General features: G+C 65.3%; 15 protein-coding genes and 1 tRNA gene. 9 read left to right on the forward strand and 7 right to left on the reverse strand.

The window, feature by feature from the left end; translation table 11 throughout:
* The first annotated feature begins 55 nt into the window (after positions 1-55).
* From tmcA to ACYQ0R_RS10825, 3 genes are all read left to right on the forward strand, one after another.
* Positions 56-2,383 carry a tRNA(Met) cytidine acetyltransferase TmcA gene (gene tmcA / locus ACYQ0R_RS10815; RefSeq protein ID WP_459823507.1) on the forward strand — a complete coding sequence of 776 codons (2,328 nt, stop codon included), beginning with the start codon at positions 56-58 and terminating at the stop codon, positions 2,381-2,383.
* 68 nt (positions 2,384-2,451) lie between these two features.
* Positions 2,452-2,522 (forward strand) — tRNA-Gly (locus ACYQ0R_RS10820).
* A gap of 1,738 nt (positions 2,523-4,260) precedes the next feature.
* A complete protein-coding gene (locus ACYQ0R_RS10825; RefSeq protein ID WP_459823510.1) occupies positions 4,261-4,650 on the forward strand; it encodes a 2Fe-2S iron-sulfur cluster-binding protein in 390 nt (129 codons plus the stop codon).
* A gap of 14 nt (positions 4,651-4,664) precedes the next feature.
* Here ACYQ0R_RS10825 and ACYQ0R_RS10830 read toward each other — a convergent pair whose 3' ends face one another.
* Positions 4,665-6,482 carry a PAS domain S-box protein gene (locus ACYQ0R_RS10830; RefSeq protein ID WP_459823512.1) on the reverse strand — a complete coding sequence of 606 codons (1,818 nt, stop codon included), beginning with the start codon at positions 6,480-6,482 and terminating at the stop codon, positions 4,665-4,667.
* A 15-nt stretch (positions 6,483-6,497) separates the two neighbouring features.
* Positions 6,498-7,955: an ATPase domain-containing protein gene (locus ACYQ0R_RS10835; RefSeq protein ID WP_459823515.1), complete on the reverse strand. Its 1,458-nt coding sequence runs from the start codon at positions 7,953-7,955 to the stop codon at positions 6,498-6,500.
* 354 nt (positions 7,956-8,309) lie between these two features.
* Here ACYQ0R_RS10835 and rnhB point away from each other — a divergent pair, with 354 nt between their 5' ends.
* Entirely contained in the window at positions 8,310-9,029 is a 720-nt protein-coding gene (gene rnhB, locus ACYQ0R_RS10840) for a ribonuclease HII (protein WP_459823517.1), read from the forward strand.
* Positions 9,030-9,066: 37 nt separating this feature from the next.
* Here the strand turns inward: rnhB and ACYQ0R_RS10845 are convergent, their stop codons facing one another.
* Complete coding sequence (locus ACYQ0R_RS10845) at positions 9,067-10,668, reverse strand: preprotein translocase subunit SecD (protein WP_459823520.1); 1,602 nt, start codon at positions 10,666-10,668, stop codon at positions 9,067-9,069.
* The gene (gene secF, locus ACYQ0R_RS10850; protein WP_459823523.1) at positions 10,668-11,549 is read right to left on the reverse strand and encodes a protein translocase subunit SecF; all 882 of its coding nucleotides are present in this window, start codon (positions 11,547-11,549) and stop codon (positions 10,668-10,670) included. Before secF ends, ACYQ0R_RS10845 begins: the two co-directional genes overlap by 1 nt.
* 135 nt (positions 11,550-11,684) lie before the next feature.
* Here secF and ACYQ0R_RS10855 point away from each other — a divergent pair, with 135 nt between their 5' ends.
* Positions 11,685-12,281 (forward strand): DUF6149 family protein, encoded by a 597-nt coding sequence (locus tag ACYQ0R_RS10855; protein ID WP_459823526.1) that lies wholly within the window; start codon positions 11,685-11,687, stop codon positions 12,279-12,281.
* A gap of 112 nt (positions 12,282-12,393) precedes the next feature.
* Positions 12,394-13,419 (forward strand): AI-2E family transporter, encoded by a 1,026-nt coding sequence (locus ACYQ0R_RS10860; protein WP_459823529.1) that lies wholly within the window; start codon positions 12,394-12,396, stop codon positions 13,417-13,419.
* Positions 13,420-13,424: 5 nt separating this feature from the next.
* Here the strand turns inward: ACYQ0R_RS10860 and ACYQ0R_RS10865 are convergent, their stop codons facing one another.
* The 3 genes from ACYQ0R_RS10865 to ACYQ0R_RS10875 all read right to left on the reverse strand — a co-directional run bounded on the left by ACYQ0R_RS10865 (position 13,425) and on the right by ACYQ0R_RS10875 (position 15,610).
* On the reverse strand, positions 13,425-13,853 hold the full coding sequence (locus ACYQ0R_RS10865) for a YeeE/YedE family protein (protein ID WP_459823532.1): 429 nt from the start codon (positions 13,851-13,853) through the stop codon (positions 13,425-13,427).
* Positions 13,853-14,341 carry a YeeE/YedE family protein gene (locus ACYQ0R_RS10870; protein WP_459825742.1) on the reverse strand — a complete coding sequence of 163 codons (489 nt, stop codon included), beginning with the start codon at positions 14,339-14,341 and terminating at the stop codon, positions 13,853-13,855. The genes ACYQ0R_RS10865 and ACYQ0R_RS10870 overlap by 1 nt, the downstream gene beginning before the upstream one ends.
* 75 nt (positions 14,342-14,416) lie before the next feature.
* Positions 14,417-15,610: an MBL fold metallo-hydrolase gene (locus ACYQ0R_RS10875; protein ID WP_459823534.1), complete on the reverse strand. Its 1,194-nt coding sequence runs from the start codon at positions 15,608-15,610 to the stop codon at positions 14,417-14,419.
* Between the two features lie 270 nt (positions 15,611-15,880).
* On the opposite strand from ACYQ0R_RS10875, the gene ACYQ0R_RS10880 reads away from it, so the two are divergent.
* The 3 genes from ACYQ0R_RS10880 to ACYQ0R_RS10890 all read left to right on the forward strand — a co-directional run bounded on the left by ACYQ0R_RS10880 (position 15,881) and on the right by ACYQ0R_RS10890 (position 18,788).
* Complete coding sequence (locus ACYQ0R_RS10880; RefSeq protein ID WP_459823537.1) at positions 15,881-16,126, forward strand: sulfurtransferase TusA family protein; 246 nt, start codon at positions 15,881-15,883, stop codon at positions 16,124-16,126.
* A 1-nt stretch (position 16,127) separates the two neighbouring features.
* A complete protein-coding gene (locus ACYQ0R_RS10885) occupies positions 16,128-16,751 on the forward strand; it encodes a DsrE/DsrF/DrsH-like family protein (protein WP_459823540.1) in 624 nt (207 codons plus the stop codon).
* A gap of 180 nt (positions 16,752-16,931) precedes the next feature.
* Positions 16,932-18,788 (forward strand): cation:proton antiporter domain-containing protein, encoded by a 1,857-nt coding sequence (locus ACYQ0R_RS10890; protein ID WP_459823543.1) that lies wholly within the window; start codon positions 16,932-16,934, stop codon positions 18,786-18,788.
* The last annotated feature ends 26 nt before the right edge of the window (positions 18,789-18,814 follow it).

Raw genomic sequence — 18,814 nt, forward strand, 5'->3', positions numbered from 1 at the left:
CGTCGATGACGACGGAGGAGAAGACACATCCCCGCGCCCGAGCAACGTTCGGTCGATGATCGCGGAGTTGGCGGCGGAGCTGAAACGGGAGGCCGAGCGCGCCAACGAGCGTCGTCTCCTCGTGCTCGCAGGGGACCGTGACCGCGGGTTCGACGCCGCATACGACGTCATCGAGTCGATCGGCGGCGGAGACGGAATCGACGACGAGGTGACCGTCGTCTCGACGAGGGAGGGGTTCCGGTTCGACGAGCTTCGGCCGACCGACGGTGAGGCGCTTCTCGGACGGACGCGACGCTGTGTCGTGCTCGACTGTCACGACCGGTTCGTTCCGAACGCGCTCGGACAGGTGTCCGGCGCGGTCGACGGCGGCGGGTTGCTCCTCCTCCTCACGCCAGCTCTCGACGCGTGGTCGGACGTCCGCGACGGGTTCGACGAGACGCTCGCGGTGCCGCCGTTCACGCTCGGAGACGTGACGGGACGGTTCCGGCGACGGATCGTCGACACCCTCCGGGAGCATCCCGGCGTCGCGATCGTCTCGCTCGGCCGGTCCGACGACGGAGCGGGCGGGACAGCGCGCTCGACGCCGACGGTCGAGTGCAACGGGCAAACCGATCCGCCGGCGTGGGAGCCGCGTTCGCCCCCGCCCGCGCCGTCGACGGCAGCGTTTCCGGCGGCGGCGTACGAGGCGTGTCTGACCGCCGACCAGTCGCGCGCGGTACGCACGCTCGAACGACTCGCCACGCCGGGATCAGCGGTCGTCGTCGAGTCCGACCGCGGCCGTGGAAAGTCGAGCGCGGGGGGGTTAGCGGCCGGATCGCTCGCGCTCGCGGGACGGGACGTGCTCGTGACTGCACCGCGGTTCGAGAACGCCGCGGAGCTGTTCTCGCGGGCGCGAGAGCTGTTGACGGCACACGACGCGTTGGCCGGGACACAGCACGCGTCCGGCCGCACGCTCGCCGCGACGACCGGCGGCAGCGTCCGGTTTCGGTCGCCCGCGGCCGCCGCCGCGCTGCCCGACGCGCCGGACGCAGTGATCGTCGACGAGGCGGCGGCGCTGCCGGTGCGGCTGCTCGAGTCGTTGCTCGCAGCCCGAAGCATCGCCTTCTGTACGACGATCCACGGCTACGAGGGAGCGGGTCGAGGATTCTCCGTCCGGTTTCGCGAGCGACTCACCGAAAGCGACCACGCGGTCCGTGACGTCCGGCTGGATGAGCCGATCCGATACGCCCGGAACGACCCGGTCGAGACGTGGGCGTTTCGGGCGCTCATGCTCGACGCTCGACCCGCGGTCGAGCGGGCGGTCGACGGAGTCACGCCCGCGGACTGTACGTATCGGACGCTCGACCCCGACGAGCTGCTCGCGGACGAGCACCTCCTTTCGGAAGCGTTCGGGCTGCTCGTCGTCGCCCACTACCGGACGGAACCGAACGACCTCGCGCGGCTGCTCGACGCGCCGAACCTCTCTGCGCGCGCGCTGGTCGCGGACGGCCACGTCGTCTCCGTGGCGCTGCTCGCCAGAGAGGGGGAGTTGTCGGCGGAGACGTGTCGGCGCGTGTACGAGGGCGAGCGCATCCGCGGCAACATGGTACCGGACCTCCTCGCGAGCCAGCTTCGCGACGAGCACGCCGCGGCGGCGGCCGGACTCCGAACCGTCAGGATCGCAACCCATCACGCGGTCCGCGGCCGCGGGCTCGGCTCCCGGCTGCTCGACCGGATTCATCGGGAGTTCGCGGACGACGTGGACTACTTTTCAGTCGGCTACGGCGCGACTCCCGACCTGCTTCGATTCTGGCGACGGGCGGGCTATCGGACGATACATCTCTCGGCGACGCGAAACGACGCCTCCGGCGAGCACTCCGCGATAATGATCCGCCCGGAGAGCGATACGGGCACGGAACTGTTGGCACGGCATGCGGCGACGTTCCGCGACCGCGAGCGCGACGCGCTGTCGGATATCCACCGCGACGTCGACGCCGACGTGGTCCGGGGCGCGCTTCGCGCCTGCTCGGCAGCCGTCGACGTCGAGCTCACGGACCACGAGTGGCGGGTCGTCGTCGGTGCCTCGTACGGTCCCGGCATGTACGACGTTGCGCCCGGCGCGGTCAGGGATCTCGCGCTGGCCGCACTGATACACGGGGTCGGGAAGGACCGCAGCGATGACGACGCGGGGAGCGAGGCCACTGCCACCGCGCTTGACGATCGGACCGAACGACTGCTCGTTCGGAAGGTGTTACAGGGACGTCCGTGGGATCCGGTTGCCGAAGAGCTCGACTACGCCTCGACGCGGGAGTGTATGCGGGCGCTCGGCGAGGCCGTGCGGCCGCTCGTGGACCGCTACGGGACGGCGGTTGCCGAGGCGGAGCGGGAACGGTTCACGCGGTGAGACCGCCGTGATCGCCCGGATGTGACAGACTTAAGTATCCCTCGACCGGAGAAGTGAATGCGAAGCACGCACCGGTAGTGTAGTGGTATCACGCAACCTTGCCATGGTTGCAACCCGAGTTCAAATCTCGGCCGGTGCATTTCTCGAACGTAGTGAGAGAAATCACCGAGTGATTCGAACGCAGAAAGACGAAGCGGCGAGCGAAGCGAGCCGACCGTGGTAGCCGTTCCGCAGTGGGTGTCCGATCGTATGGAGCTGCAACACGACCCCCACGAGGAGTGACCCCACAGTGGATTCGAGGCGTGAGAGACACCACAGTGGAGGAGACGGTGGTACGGCGACGCTACCGATCCGGCTGCCGGAGACCGGTTCCGGGAGGCGTTCAAGAATCGGGAGGCCAAGAGAGATCTAAACGAAAAGCAGCGCGAGTTCCCCGCCCCACCGTGGGCGGGGGTGAAGCGCGTCCGCTCGGCTACGTCCCTGTTTTAAGTATCGGGACGCCCTACTACAGTATGGAACCCACGTTATCGGCCTCGCAAAACCCGCGCACCCACTTCGGGGTAAGACGCGGTGCGCCGGGCCTGTGTCGCGCCCTCGTGAAGGGGCGGACGCCCACGGACACACCCGCCACGGCTGCAACAGACGACCTCTGTTGCGGTGGCACTCCCGGTGTGTTCGGGTGTTACCGGTTCCACGCGAGTCCCCCACAGGGACGAGCGCGGGCGGAATTAAATTCGCCACCGGTCGTTTCGCTGGCTCCACGCCAGAGACCACGGCGAAGCCACGGGCCACCGCGCCCGTGGTACTTCACGCGTGTCGCGTCGTCGTCGGGTTTGTATTAGTGAGTATTGTGCAAGAAAATCATAGCACAGTTCACATCGACATAAACAGTGCTCAGTGCAGCCATCGCAGCGATCGATTTCGGGCGTATATTGCGTATACGAGAATCGGTGCGTTGTTTATAAAGGCGTACTCAGCGCGGCGAGGAGTGGTATATAAGTGAGCGGTGGAGCAGAGACCGACTTGGAAGCCCCAGCCGCGACGGCTCGCGCGGCTCGCTGCGCGCTTCAGTCGCTCACTTCGCTCGCTCCTTGCAGTGCTTTCGTCGCCGTGCGTCGCCCTCGCGGCTGCCCCTTCCAGTCCCACCCGACCGCCCCGCAGCCTCGGACCGCCCCAGCCTCGACCGGAGGGGCCGCCGGAACCGCTCGGCGGCCCCTCCGGTCTCCCTCGCGCGCTCGCTCACGGCTTCGCCGTTCGCATCCGAGGGCTCCCTCCGGTCGCCCTCGCGACTCGCGGGCCGCTGGCCCGCTCGCGGCGCGCGCCACCGCAACCACAAGCAAAACATTGTTCGTTTATCAGGCGACTGCGGGCGGTCGGCGCGCGCCTCCGAGCGCCCTTTCTAGGGCGCGAGGAGCGCGTGCGAGGGAGGCGGCGGCGAGCGCGGAACGCGCGAGCCGCCGACGAGGCTGGGGAGGCGCGAGGTGCGGTTGCGGTGCGGTCGGGTGGGATCGAAAGGGGCAGCCGGGAGGCGGGCGCAGGCGACACAAGCACTGCAGGGAGCGAACGACGTGAGCGACCGAAGCGCGCAGCGAGCGTGCGCCCGCCTCCCGGCTGGGGCTTTCAGATCGTTCGTCGCGGAGCTATCGCTCTCGCGACTCACTTATAAACGAACACCAACCCCTCCACGGTATCGCTTATAAACCACCCATCCACCCTCGTGAGCGACGTACGCCCGAGATCGATCACGAGGTACGCAGCGTCACACGGCTGATTCGGGTATGCGATCATGGCATACACCACCACAACAGTGCTCTGGCGCCCTAGTGTATTGTGCATTAAGCACAATATATAATGCGGGAGAGAGTCAATGAACGCTAATGCCTGACGTGGAGTATCTCAGCTACGGCGTCGTCGAAGAGCGCGATTGGACTCTGCAGGATCCGGAGATCTTCGGGAAAGCTGCGGAAGCCGATCTCGACTGCGAGGACCACGGGCGCATGGAAGTGTCGCACGAAGAGAACATACTCGATGCGGCCGAGCGCGAGGATCTCAGCTGGTCGCTGAAATGTCTCAAGGGACGGTGTGGCCGGTGTTCCGCCCTCGTCGTCGACGGTGAAATTAGCATGGATGCAGAACAGGAGTTCCTCACGTCCGAGGAAGTCGAGAGCAAAAATCTCTGTTTGCCGTGTGTCTCCGAACCTGAAACCGATATCAAACTCGTGTACGGCGTCCGGCATCTCGACGGGCTTCAGGATCGGATAAAGTGACGCGCCGGTCGCAGTCACGACGTGCCTGAGGCCGGGAGCGTAACGGTAACGTTGGTCCCTCGCGGCGCAACCTCGGTCACATCGATCGAGCCGTCGGATCGGTTCACGATCCAGTACACGAGCCACAGTCCGAGACCGCTTCCATGATACAACGCGTCGATCGCCCGTCCGGTTTCCAAGACGTCGCGGTCCATCTCCGAGATCCCGGGCCCGTCGTCGATAACGCGTACGCTTGCGGTGTCGTCCGCGGTCGCAACGCGTATCTCGACGGAGGGCTCCGCGCTGTCGTTGTGAATGATCGCGTTACGGACCAGCTCCGCGATCGCGTGCTCCAGGTCGTCAGTCGCCGAGACGACGACGCGTTCCGGCGCCTCGACCGTCACCTCCGCACTGAGATCGGAGGCGCGGATCTCGTCGGCGATGGACCGGACCATCTCGGTGACGTCGATCCGTTTCGTCTCCGGCTCGTCGCTGAGCAGCTTCGTGATCCGCCGTGACTTCTCACCCGTCGTCATCAGCGCGTCCGCATGGGTGACGATCTTGTCGGCCGTCGCAGCCGTCTCTCCGGACTCTTTGGAGCGAATCCGATCGGCTAACCCTCGAATCACCGTCAGGTCGTTTCGGAGGTTATGCCGGAGGATGTTGTCGATCACGCGGAGCTGTCGCGTTTGCTCCTCGAGCTCCGTCACGTCCCGACAGATGGCGATCGTGCCGGCGAGTTCGCCGTCCTCGTCGTAGTACGGGTAGCGTCTCGTATCGAAGACCGCCTCCTTGCCGGAGCGATTGAACTCCGGAGAGATCGAGTAGCTGATCGCCGATTCGTCGTCGATCGTCTTCCGTTTTTTCTCCGCGATCGTCTCCGCCGCGTCCGAATCCATGAACACGAACTCATCAGTTCCGAGCAGCTCCTCCTCGGAGAGGCCCGCAAACTCCGTTAACGCCTCGTTGACCAGCTCGAACGCTCCCGTCTCGTCCTGTAGCATGATCGGGTCGTCCAGGCGCTGGACGATGTCTCGGTGTCTTTTGAGTCGATCCCGTAGCGCTTTGCGTTCGGTCACGTCCGTCTGCACCGCGACGTACGCCGTGACATCGCCCTCGTCGTCGGTGATCGGTGCGATCGTCTGGTATGCGGTGTACTGCGTCCCGTCCTTGCGACGATCGATGACTTCGGCCTCCCAGATATCGCCCGCCGTGATCGTCTCCCACAGCCGCTCGTAGTACTCCTCGGACATCTCGCCGGACTGGAGCACGTTCGGCGTTTGACCGATCACCTCCTCCCGGTCGTAGCCGGTGATCTCCTCGAAGGCAGGGTTAACGTACTCGATCTCCCCGTCCGGATCGGTGATGAATATCCCGTGAGCCGAGGCTTCGACTGCCTGCTTGAACCGAGTGAGCGTCTCCGTTTTCGACGTTAACTCCAGTGACTGGTTTCGGAGCCGAAGGAGCGCTCGAATACGCCACTCGAGTTCGATCTGTCGTATCGGGAGCGAGACGATCTCGTCGATCGCCGCCTGAAAGACGTTGTCGGCGACTTCGCCACGATCAGTTGCAATGATCTCCTCGCGGGTTTCCGGCACCAACAGTAACACCGGCAGCAGCACCGGCTCAGCGTCCGATTTGGCTCGCTGGAGCTCGTCCGTGAACGCTTCGAGACCATCCTGATCGACGATACAGAGGTCGAACTCCCCAGCAGCCACCGGCTCGTCCACGTCGGCGAGCCGATACGTGTCGTGGTCCGTGAGCCACTGTGTGAGAACGCGTTCGTTGCCGCTGTCGGCGACGAGCGGATAGATACGCGGCGACGTCGAGCGTAGTTCCTGTGTGTCGTTCATCCGTGTTGGTTCACGCTACGTCCCACCCGGTTGCCAGTCCGGGGTTCCGGTCAAGACACCGCGCAGATCGGAGAGCTGCTCGCCGATACGGAGCCCATCGTCCGTGATATCGAGCGTCCGGAGCCTCGTTTCGAAGTCGCTCGACCGCATCTTGAGCACGCCGATCACCTTCCGTAGCTCGCCTTTATATTCGACGTGGCGGAGAACGATGATGCCGTCCGCGAGATGGCTCACCTGCTGTTCCGTCGCCCGGAACTCGCCGGTGATCTGATGGACTTCGTTCGTGATCAGTCCCGTCACGTTCATATTACGGAGATACCGTCCGATCTTGATCAGCTGGCGTGTGGTGTCGGTGTGGGGTTCCCGGAACGCGCGTTCGTAGCCGCTGATACCATCGATCATGAGTATCTCGGTCCCGTTCTCCTCGACCTCGGTTCGAAGTCGATGCGTGAACGCAGCGACCGAGAGCTCGTCCGGGCCGATCTCCTCTATCACCAGCGTTCCATCGTCGATCATGCTCTGAGCGGGTATCCCGACGGCGTCCGCGCGGTCGAGCATCGTTGTACGGCCCTCCTCGAAGCTGTACAGCACGGACCGCGTATCGTTGCTTGCGGCCTCGGTCATGAACTGGAGCCCCGTGGTCGTCTTACCGGAGCCGGTCGGACCGCTCAAGAACGTGATCGTGCCCGTCACGAGGCCGCCGTTGAGGAGCCGGTCGAGTTCGGAAACGCCCGATGAGAGCGTGTCCGACGCTCCGTCCCGTCGGTGACTGGAGGGGTCGAGTTGCGGCCACACGCACATTCCGTCGTCGTCTATGGTAACGGTGTGAGGTCCCTCCCGCGACGAGGAGCCGCGGAACTTCGACACCTCCAGCGTCCGGTGGCCCGTCTCGACGTCGAGAGTGATCACGGTGTCGGCCAGGAACTGGAGGTCGTCGTCGGAAATGGACGACGCCGCTTGCGACGTTAACAGCACGGTCGCGCCTTCGGCTTTGAGGAAATCAAGCAGGCTCAGAACCTGCGTCCGAAACTGCCGTGTGTCCGGCGACAGGTGTCGCAACACCGTGACCGGGTCGATCATCACTCGCTCCGGCTCGACCGCCGTCACCGTCTGACGGATCGACTCGACGAGCGACGGCCGTTCGACTTCGCTCGACTCAAAAAGCGTGTAGGTGGAGTCCGTCTGGAACTCCTCGCCCGCCGGCGAGAGGTTGAGAAACTCTATCGCGTCGGTGTTCAGTCCGAAACTATCGGCCGTCGATTCGAGATACGCCTCGGGTTCGCCGAGATTGATATAGAGGTTCGTCGCGTCAGCGTCCGCCGTCGTCGTCAGAAAGTGGAGGCCGAAGATCGTTTTTCCCGCACCGGGTGCGCCTCTGACGAGCGTCGCGGACTCCGGCAGTACGCCGCCCATAAGTACCTCGTCCGCTCGCGGCACGCCCGTTTTTATGCGTGAGTCAGTGTGTGAGCTCATCATACATCCCCTCGAAAGGGTCGTTTCGCGTCGTCCGAGCACAGCCAACGGCGTATCGCATGCCTGTGTGTAGTCGAATGGTCATATTGTGTGTGACCGTCCCAGCCATACTGTGTCGATATGGGTTCATTCCCTGTTAGGTGTAGGGATATCGTTCGTAGAGAGCCATTAACTACGTACCTGACTGGATTGGCGGACGTGAGACCGTCTCACTCGACAGGGGGAACCGAATACCGACTCTTTAAACTCGGCACGGACGCTGAGTCCGTCGTCCGCGACCCGGACAAGGACCGCTTCCTCGACGACGCTCGCTCGATCTGAACCTATTAGTTCGTGGACTGCGACGCCACAAGCGTGTACGTCGGTGTCGACGAGGCCGGTAAGGGACCCGTGCTCGGGCCGATGGTGGCCGCGGCGGTGCGCGCCGATCCCCCGGATCTCCCCGACGACGTGGACGACTCCAAACGCGTCGCGCCGGAGCGCCGCGAGGAACTCGCGACACTGCTTCATGAGCGCGAGGACGTCGCCGTCGCGGTCGCCGTCGTCGAGCCCGCCGAGATCGACGCACCCGACACGGACATGAACACGCTCACCGTGAGCGGTCAGGCACGTGCGGTCCGGCGGGTCGTCCGCCCGGGCGATCGCGTCCTCGCCGACGCGGGCGACACCAGCGAGACCCGGTTCGCCCGGAGGCTCACTGCGTTGTTACCCGTCCCCGCTCCCGTCGAGGACCGGACCGACGGCGACGCGGTGGATGCAGACGAGAGCGACGACGACCCGTACGCTTCCGTCGACGTCACCGCCCGTCACGGAGCCGACGAGTCGGACCCCGTCGTCGCCGCAGCGAGCATCGTCGCGAAGGTCGAACGCGACGCGCGCATGGCCGCGATCGACGACGCCTACCCGGCGTACGACGGCGTCGGCAGCGGCTACCCGAGCGACCCGACCACGCGATCGTTTCTACGCGAGTACGTCGCCGACCACGGCGACGTTCCCGACTGCGCGCGTCGGTCGTGGTCGACGTGTGCGGACGTGCTGGCAGCGGCCGAGCAGTCGGGACTGAGCGACTTTTGAACAGCGGCGAACGCCGGAAGAGAACGAACGACGCCCGTTACCGCACCGTCAGCAGCCGGCGGAGAATGTCGCCGTAGGCTGGCCGGGTGATGAGCACGCCGATGAGCACGCCGAGGATGGTGAAGATGGCGAATCCGGAGAGGTCGCCGAGCGAGAGCACCATCAGCGGTGACATCGCGATGATCGTCGTCGCGGCCGCCGCCCCGATCACCCAGAACGCCCTGCGGAATCGGGAGTCGAACACCTTCCGGGATTTCACCTCGCCCTCGCTCATCACCTCGTCGGCGATGATCACGAGGTCGTCCACCCCGGTACCGACGACGGCGATGAAGCCGGCGATGACGGCGAGCTCGATCGGATAGCCGACCAAGGCGGCGAAGCCGAGCAGGGCGTACACCTCAGCGAGCGCGGTGACGATCATCGGTAGCGCCACCTTCGGCTCGCGGTAGCGGAGGAACACCATTCCCGCGACCGCGAAGATGGCGAACACGCCGGTGATCACCGAGTAGATCCGGAAGTTCTCACCCTGCGTGGGCGAGATGAACGAGGAGGTCCCCTCGCCGGCGATGTCGAGTTCCGCCGGGAGCGCGCCGGCGCGCAGGTTGATCGACACCTGCTGGGCGTCCTCGAACGAGGTCGTCGTCAGCCGGAAGTTGCCGGAGTCGGCCCACGTGCCGCCGACCATACTGCTCGCGAGCCCGTCGTCCATTCCGAACGCGTTGACGACTTCGCCGTCGACGACGAGGAGCAGACACGGCTCCGCCGTCTCGCCGACCGGATCCTGCATGTACGTACACCGCGCGCCGCCAGCGGAGGTGGCGACATCACGGTCGACGACGGCGCTCTGGAACCGCTCTGCCGGCGACTGGTCACCCTCGGGCGCCTCGTTGACGACCGAGACGGGCACGTACGGCTGGTCTTGCTCGTCCCGGCTCGCGGTGCCGATGTTCTCGAAGTCCTCCTGAACGAGCACCTCCTCTTCGACGCCGAGACCGTCCTCGGCGTCGGCGTCGGGGTAGGCGATGTCGATCTGGACCGTTCCGCGCTCCTCGAGCAGTCCGATCACGTCCTGGCGTCCCTCGCCGGGCACCTCGACGAGCACGAAGTACTCCCCGGTGATCGACTGGACCTGCTGGACGCTGCCGCCCGAGAGGCCGGCCTCGTTGATCTTCCCCTCGATGACGCGCTCGGCAGCGTTTCGCGTCTCCTCGGTGACGCCGCGTCTGACGTCGGTGTACGCGTAGCCGGAGGCGTCCATCGCCGCCTGGAACTGCTCTCCGGTGACGTCCGGGTCGGTCACCTCGACCTCCCCGCCGTCCTCGGTAAGACGCTCCGCGTTCACCTCCCTCGTGGAGACGCCCTCGAGCTCGGCCGCGACGTCGGCGGCGACCTGTGTGGGGTTGGCGCCGTCGAACTGGACTCCGGTCGCGGTGTGGCCGAGCAGCGGTGCGCGAATGCGGGTCCCGCCGGCCAGATCGAGACCGTACTGGAGGTTCGTCATCCCCTGTTGGGCTTCGTCGGCATCTTCGCCGGGGGCGGTCTCGGGCGCGAACTGCGGCGCGAACAGCGCGACCGACGCCGCGACCACGACGACGACGAGAAGCAGCACGCGCCAGTTGTTCTTGACTGGTTGTAACATTAGCGTTTCACCCCCTCGAACTTGTACCAGCGAAGCAGCGTGACGTTCATCAGATACGTGTTCATCATGTCGGCTGCGAGCCCGATCGCGAGGATGATCCCGATGTTACGGAGCAGATCGATGCCGAACGCCGTCGCGACGATCGCCATGACGATCATCGCGGACATCGAGGTAACCGTCATCGTCACCCCGGTTCGCATCGCGCGGCTGACGGACTCGTAGAAGTCGCCGGTGCGGCGCAGCACGGAGTTGTTCAACAGAATGTCGGAGTCGACGCTGTATCCGATGATCATCAGGAGTGCGGCGACGGTTCCCAGCGTCATCTCGATCCCGAGGAGATTCATCGCGGCGATCGGGATCACGATGTCGGAGAACGCCGAGGCGACGACCGCCACGGAGGGGACGAACGTGCGGAACAGCGCGAACACGAGCACGCTCATCCCGAGGAACGCGATCGCGATCCCGAACAGCGCGGTCTGAGCCGTGTCGGCCGCGAAGCTCGCGGAGACCTGGTCGACCGCCTCCGTCGTCAACCCGCCTGCAGCCGCCTGGTCCTCCAGATCACCCGCCAAGCCGTCGGGGTCGTCGGCGTCGGCACGGAACGTCACGACGTACACGTCGTCAGCTGGAATCGACCTGATCGAGTCGGGCTCGTCGGCGAACGCCGCCTCGATCCGTTCTTCCATGTCGCCGCCGTCGTCGGCGATCCGGAGCTCGACGCCGCCGGTGAACTCCAGTCCGAGGTTTGCCGGCGCACCCGTCATCAGGTACCACCCGCCGATGATCGCGAGCGCGACCGCGAGCACCACCAGCGGCACGAAGACGAGCTGCCGGTTCGAGTAGTCGGTGTAGTTGACTTCCGGTACCTCGATCGCTACCATAAACCCGTCTCGTCCGTGAGCCCGAATAAGCCTTCTCACTCGCGTCCCCTGCAGTTCGTGGTCGTAACGCCTCACGAAACACCGAACGGAGTCGGATCGCCACAGATTCAATAGCGTTCGGGCCCGAACGGAGGTATGAAGATCCGGCAGAACATCCGTCACTGGGCCGCAAAAAAGGCGCTAACGACCCCAGTCGTCGGCGACGTCGCCAACGACAAACTCGTCGAGTTGCACACGAGCATCTTCCTCAACAAGGCGGACGAGGAGCGTCGAGATGAGCGGAGAGCACACCTCGACGACTTCTTCGACGCGACGATGGACACGTACGTCACTGCACTCGAAGCGGGGTTCTCGGAGGCGAAGGCCCGGGAGATCACCCACGTGCAGGCGAACTTCGACTTCTTCAACCACGGCTGGACGGAGATGATGGAGATCCCCGGCGACGAACTGGAGGACCACTACCGGCGCTACGAGACGTTCTTCTCCGAACACGGGATCACGATCGACGAGCCGCTCGGCGAGTTCCGACTGGCGTCGGGGATCACCTCGGCGCCCGAAACCCCCGGGAAGCTGGAGACGCCGGAGTACGAGAACGCGCTCGCCGGGTTCGCAGACGACGTCTACATCGAAACTGACGACGGCGAGACGGTCGTCGGCGGCGACACCGAGGAGCCCGAGGAAGTCGATCCCGCCGCCGCCCCCGGACTGGACGAGGACGAAGCGAGCGCGTAAGACGCCCGCCGGATCCGGCCCGGGCGTCGTCCTGTCGGAAGTGGTTGCCGCCCTCGTCCTGTCGGAAGTGGTTGCCGCCCACACTTTTCACGCGTGACGATGAGAGTCGAGTATGAATCGTGGTCAGTCGTTCCTGCTGTTGCTCATCGGTGCGGTCGCCCTCCTCACCCTGTTCATCGTCCTCCCGTTTATCGAGTACGTTATCGCCGCGGTGATCCTCGCGTACGTCCTGTATCCGGTTCACGCCCGGCTTGAGCGTCGGCTCGAAACCGTACATCGCTACGTGAACGGCACGGTCGCGTCGATGGTCTCGGCGATCTTCCTCATCATCACGTCGATCGTCGCCGTGATCGTACCGCTCGCGTACATCGCGATCGTCTTCGTCGAGGACCTCGTCGACATCGCCGAGGGTGAGACGGGGCTTGACGTCGTCGCGATCGAAACCCGGATCGCCGAACTCACCGGCGAGGAGTTCGACATCGAAACGGGGATCGCAACCGCCGGGGACGCGCTGGTCGACACGCTGTTCGGCGGCGTCGGCGGGATCGTCAGCGGTGCGCTGCAGGCGTCGTTGGGGCTCGCATTGACCCTGTTCGTCGTGTACTACACGCTCATCGAGGGACCGGAGTTCGTCGCGTGGCTCCGGTCCATCATCCCGCTTCCGGCCGCCGTCACCGACGAGCTGTTCGAGAAGATCGACTCGACGACGTGGGGAGTCGTGATCGGGCACATCTCCGTCGCCCTGTTGCAGGCGGTCGTCGCGGGCGTCGGTCTCTGGGCCGCCGGTATTCCGAACGTCGTCTTCTGGACGTTCGTGATGGCGGTCCTCGCACTGCTGCCGCTCATCGGGGCGTTCCTCGTGTGGGGGCCCGCCGCAGCGTATCTCGTGGTGGTCGACCAGACGACTGCGGGCGTGTTGCTAGCCGTCTACGGCGTGCTCGTCGTCTCGATGGTCGACAACTACGCGCGTCCGATCGTCATCGACAAGCAGGCGCATCTGAACCCTGGAATCATCCTCGTCGGCGTGTTCGGCGGTATCTACTCGATCGGTTTCACCGGACTGTTCGTGGGCCCCATCGTGATCGGGGTGCTCGCGGCGACGCTCGAGACGTTCCGAGAGGATTACGATGCGATCTGAGGGGACTACTCGCTCCGCCACCAGCCCTGCAGGTACGCCCCGAGGAACATCCCGGCGAGCGCCCAGAGGATGGTAACGTTCCCGATGCCGAGGCTGGCGTAGGCGGCACCCGGGCAGATGCCGGAGAGCCCCCAGCCGACGCCGAACACTGCACCACCGACCAGCACGTTGCGATCGAACGGTTTGAGCCGGCGCTCGAACCCGTCTCCGGTCAGGGCCGCCCGGTCGAGCAGTCGCGGAGCGAGGAAAAACGTCACCCCGGTGACGGCCGCGCCGCCGAACATCACGAACAGCAGCCCGAAGTCGTCGAACTGGAGGAAATCCAGCACGACCTCCGGCCGTGCCATGTGGCTGTAGCCGAGGCCGAACCCGAATATCACTCCGCCAACGAGGATCAGCGGAATGAACGCGGGATGGCGGGTGTCGGCCGTCATCACGGCGTCACCCCCAGTGCCATCACGAGCTGTGCCGTGCCGATCGCGACGACGAGGAACGTGACGACGCCGACGATCGAGGTCCGCGAGGCGGAGCCGACGCCACAGATCCCGTGTCCGGACGTACACCCCTTCCCGATTCGGGTGCCGATCCCGACGAGCAGGCCACCGACGAACAGCCGCCACGGCTGAACGTCCGTCAGCCACGCACTCCCCTGATACACGACGGCGTACACCGCACCGCCGAGAACGATCCCGAAGGTGAATACGAGCCGCCAGTCGCGGGAAGTGACGTACTGCTGGAACCGGGACTGGTCGGAGACGTACGACAGCGTCGACTCGAGGAACGTGCTCGCGCCGGCGCTGATCCCCGTTCCGAGATAGATGATCGCGACGCCGAGCCCGACGAGTAACCCCCCGACCGCGTATCGCTCGATCCCGTGTGGGAACGGGTCGGCGAGCACGAGCGGTACGAGCTCAGTCGGCAGGGACGCCGTCGCCGTCGCTAGCGGCGCGATCGCGGTCGAAAGCGAATCGATTGTCGTGACCATTCAGCTTCCGGTCTAGTCGTCCGCGAGCGACTCCTGGCTCGCGGCGCAGTTGTTCGGGCCGAGTTCGAGGGTGAACGCCTCCTCGTCGTCGACGGTCTCCTGTCCGAGGTTGGTCGCGATGATCGTTTCGTAGTTCGCGGGCCGCGGCGGCATATCGGACAGGACCAGTTCGACGAACGACTCCTCGTCCATCGAGAGTGCGTCCATCCGTGCTTTCAGGTCGCCGATCGGTGCGGTGAACGTACCGTCGTCGGCCGGCACCGCGGCGTCGCTGAAGTGCGCGCCACCGATCAGGACGTCGTCGGGGAGCGTCAGCACACGCTCCTGGAGCGACTCGTGCAGCATTCGGGCGGCATCGGGCGCGCCCTCGTCACCCTCCTCGAGGTCGGGGCGGGCGACGCTTTCGATGAACAGCCCGTCGCCGGTCGCGAGCAGGCTGTCGTCGATCAGGTAGGAGGTCATACCGGTCGTGTGGCCCGGCGTGAACACCGTCTCTATCGTTGCGTCGCCGACGGCGAACTCGTCGCCGTCCGCGGCGAGCGTCATCTCGTCCGCGTAGGTGACGCCGCGGTCGACCGCGGCGTCTGGGATGACGCCCTCGACGCCCTCCGCCGCGAGCGCGCGAACGCCCGAGATGTGGTCTGCGTGGACGTGCGTGTCGATCGCGTACGCGAGATCGACGCCCAGCTCCGCGGCGTCCTCGAGGTAGCGGTCGGTGAACGCGCGGAGCGGATCGACGATCGCGGCCTCGTCGCCGTCGTACAGGAAGTAACCCAGACAGCCCGACGAGGGGCGCTGGTACTGAACGAGCGTGCCAGCGCCGTCGTACGCCGACACCTCGATGGCCTCGTAGATCCGTGCCCAGCCGTTCATTCCCTCCTCGAGATGGTCGACGTCGTAGCCGCGGTCGGCGAGTTCGCCGGCGACGAACGCGCTCGCGCCGCCTTTCGCACACAGCACCGTAACGTGCTCGTCGTCGGGGATCCGCGCCAGCACGTCGTCGTCGATCTCGTCGTCGAGAAACTCGAAGTACGGAACGTTGATCGACTCGACGTTCTCGTCGTCGATGTGCCACTCGTCGTACTCGGAGCTCATCCGCGCATCGAGGATCGTCACGGGATCGCCCGAATCGATCTGCGATTTCAGGGTGTCCGGTTCGATCGATTCGACCTCGACCACGGGAGTCGGAAAGTCTTCGGGATTCATGTCGTACACCCCCACCTAACGGATAGACCTACATAAGAGTTCGGATTGTTTTTCACTATACCCACAATACTATCGCCGTCAGTTCCGGATCAGGACGTGGCTGAAAGGGGTGTGTTCGTGCGTAGATGGCTGCTTAAAAAACCAAATTATTTAGACGACGAATCATTTCGAGCTCGGAGAAGTTCGTGGAATCCACAACGATCGACATTCTTATAACACCGCATCCAGTATTGTGAGTTAGCTCCAATACATACGACGGAGCGGTTCACCATGAGCGCAGAATTCGACACCACGGAGACGCTGGACGTGAAAGGAGTATCGTGCCCGATGCCGGTCGTCAAGACGAAGCAGGCGATCGACGAGCTCGACGCCGGCGACGTCCTCGAAGTGCTGGCGACCGACTCGGGCAGCATGAGCGACATTCAGGGCTGGGCGAACGGCACCGACGGCGTCGAGCTGCTCGATCAGGTCGACGAGGGTGACGTGTACAAACACTACGTCGAAAAGACCGCCTGAAATGAGCTCCGACGCTCCCGCCGAACCGGACGCGACCGCCGAACCGGACGCGACCGCCGAGCCCGACGAGTCGACCGAGGAGATGCCGACCGAAGCCGAGCTGCTGGCCCGCATCGAGGAGCTGGAAAAGCAGGTCGACGGCATCGAAGCCGAGGTCGACGACGGCCAAAAGCAGATGACGATCATCGCGACGAAGGGGACGCTCGACATGGCGTACCCGCCGCTCATCCTCGCGAGCACGGCCGCGGCGTTCGGCTGGGACGTCGTCGTGTTCCACACGTTCTGGGGGCTCGACATCCTCCACGAGGAGAAGGCGTCCGAGCTCAAACTCTCGGCCGTCGGGAACCCGAGCATGCCGATGCCGAACGCGGTCGCCGCGATCCCCGGTATGGACGCGATGGCGACGCGCATGATGCGAAACAAGATCGACGAGAACGGCACCGCAACGATCGAGGAGCTGATCGAGCTCTCGCTCGACCAGGGTGTCGACCTGCAGGCGTGTCAGATGACCATCGAGCTGATGGACTACGACGAGGACGACTTCTTCGACGGCGTTACGACCGGCGTGGGCGCAGCCACCGCGCTACAACATATGGGTGACGCCGACGTCCAACTGCTCGTGTGACGGCCGCTCGGAGGCCACGCCACCGATCCGTCGACACCACGAACGGATCTCCGCGGACGACACCACGACAGCTCCGAGCACAGTACCGTTGATCTGGACCCCTCAAAAGATGACAACCACCGACGCGACCCGCTTCTGTAAGGCACCGAGTATAACCGGTATCCCGATCAGATCCAACTGATGGCAGACGCCGTCGCCGTCATCGCACTCGTACTCGCACTCGGGGTAGCTTCTCGACTGCTCGGGGACCGACTCCGGATCCCGAGCGTCCTATTCTTGATCCTCGCGGGGATCGCGATCGGTCCGGAGCTGCTCGGGATCGTCTCGCGTGAGACGTTCGGCGACGGGCTCACCGCCGTCGTCGGCGTCAGCGTCGCGATAATCCTCTTCGAGGGCGGGTACCACCTCAACACGGAGAAGCTCCGGGAGGTCCCGGAGTCGCTGTTTCGGCTCGTCACGATCGGCGCGACGCTCACGTGGCTCGGCACTGCCGCCGCGGTCGTCAGGTTCCTCGACACCTCCATCGCGGTCGGGCTGCTCGTCGGCGCGCTGCTCGTCGCCACCGGCCCAACCGTCATCGGACCGATCCTGCAGGTCGTCACCGTGCGGGACCACGTCGCAGCGATGCTCGAAGGAGAGGGGATCATCAACGACGTCACCGCCGCGGTGCTCGTCGTCGTCGTCTTCGAGGTGCTCATCGTCGGCAACGGGACGGTGACGGAGCTGCTCGCCGGACTGGTCGGTCGGCTCGCGATCGGACTGCTGGTCGGCGTGCTCGTCGCGGGTGTGACGTTGAAGCTACTGACGCGGGTGACGCGGATCCCCGGCACTGCACCGCTTCACGCGCGTCTCGTGGTGCTTTCGGCCGCCGTCGTCGCGTACGGCGGCGCGGAGCTCATCGCCACAGAGACCGGGATCGCTGCGGCCGCGATGGCCGGCTTCGTGCTCGGGAACGCCGACCTCCCCCATCACGAGGCGGTCGTCGACTTCCTCGATGATCTGTCGGTCGTCGTGCTGTCGTTCGTGTTCGTCGCGCTCGCGGCGCTCATCGATTTCGACGACATCCTCCGGCTTGGGCTCGGCGGGCTCGCCATCGTCGTCGCCGTGACGCTGGTGTTGCGGCCGGCGGTTATCTACCTCTCGACGACGGACGAACGGTTCACACGGAACGAGCGGCTCTTCTTGAGCGCGGTCGGTCCGCGCGGCATCATCCCGGCCAGCGTCGCGACGCTTTTCGCGGTCGAGCTACAGGCGCTCGGCCGCCCGCAGGAGGCGGGACTGCTCGCCGGCACCGTGTTCCTGATCATCTTCGCGACGGTGGTCCTCCAGGCCGGCCTCGCGAGACAGATCGCCGAATACCTCGAGGTTTCACCAATGCACACACTCATCGTCGGCGCGGGCCGTGTCGGCCTGTCGCTCGCGGAACGACTCGAACGGGACGGAGAGAACGTACGGATCATCGACAACGACCCCGAGGCGGTCGAGCGCGCCCGTGAGCGGGGGTTCACGGCGGTCGAGGGGGATGGCACCGACGCCGACGTCCTCGACGGCGCGGACGTCGCTGGCTCGCGGGCAGTGATCGCCGTGACGCCCGACGACGACGTCAACCTTCTCGTCTGCCAGCTCGCGAAGACGCGGTTCGACGTCGAGACGGTCGCCTCGCGAGTGAACCAGCCCGCCAACGTCGACGCGTTCGAGTCGCTCGGCGTGCGGGCGATCGACCTCTCGATGGCGACCGCCTGGTCGCTCGAGAACGTGCTCGAGCGACCGTCGCTCGTCCGCTGGATGAACGAACTCGGTCGGACGGGCGACGTCCAGGAGATCGAGGTGACGGCGTCGGATCTCGTCGGAAAAACCATCGCCGACGTGAACGCCGAGATCCCCGACGGCTGTATCGTCGGGCTGTTGACGCATACGGACGGAACGACGGAGGTCCCGACCGGCGACCACGTGCTTCGCGAGGGGGACCGCGTGACGTTCCTCGGCGGGAGCGACGCCGTCGACCGGGCGGTCAAGCGGTTCCACCCACACGACTGACCGAGTCGACACCGGTCACCCGACTG

The sequence above is a fragment of the Halorubrum luteum genome (assembly GCF_054652935.1).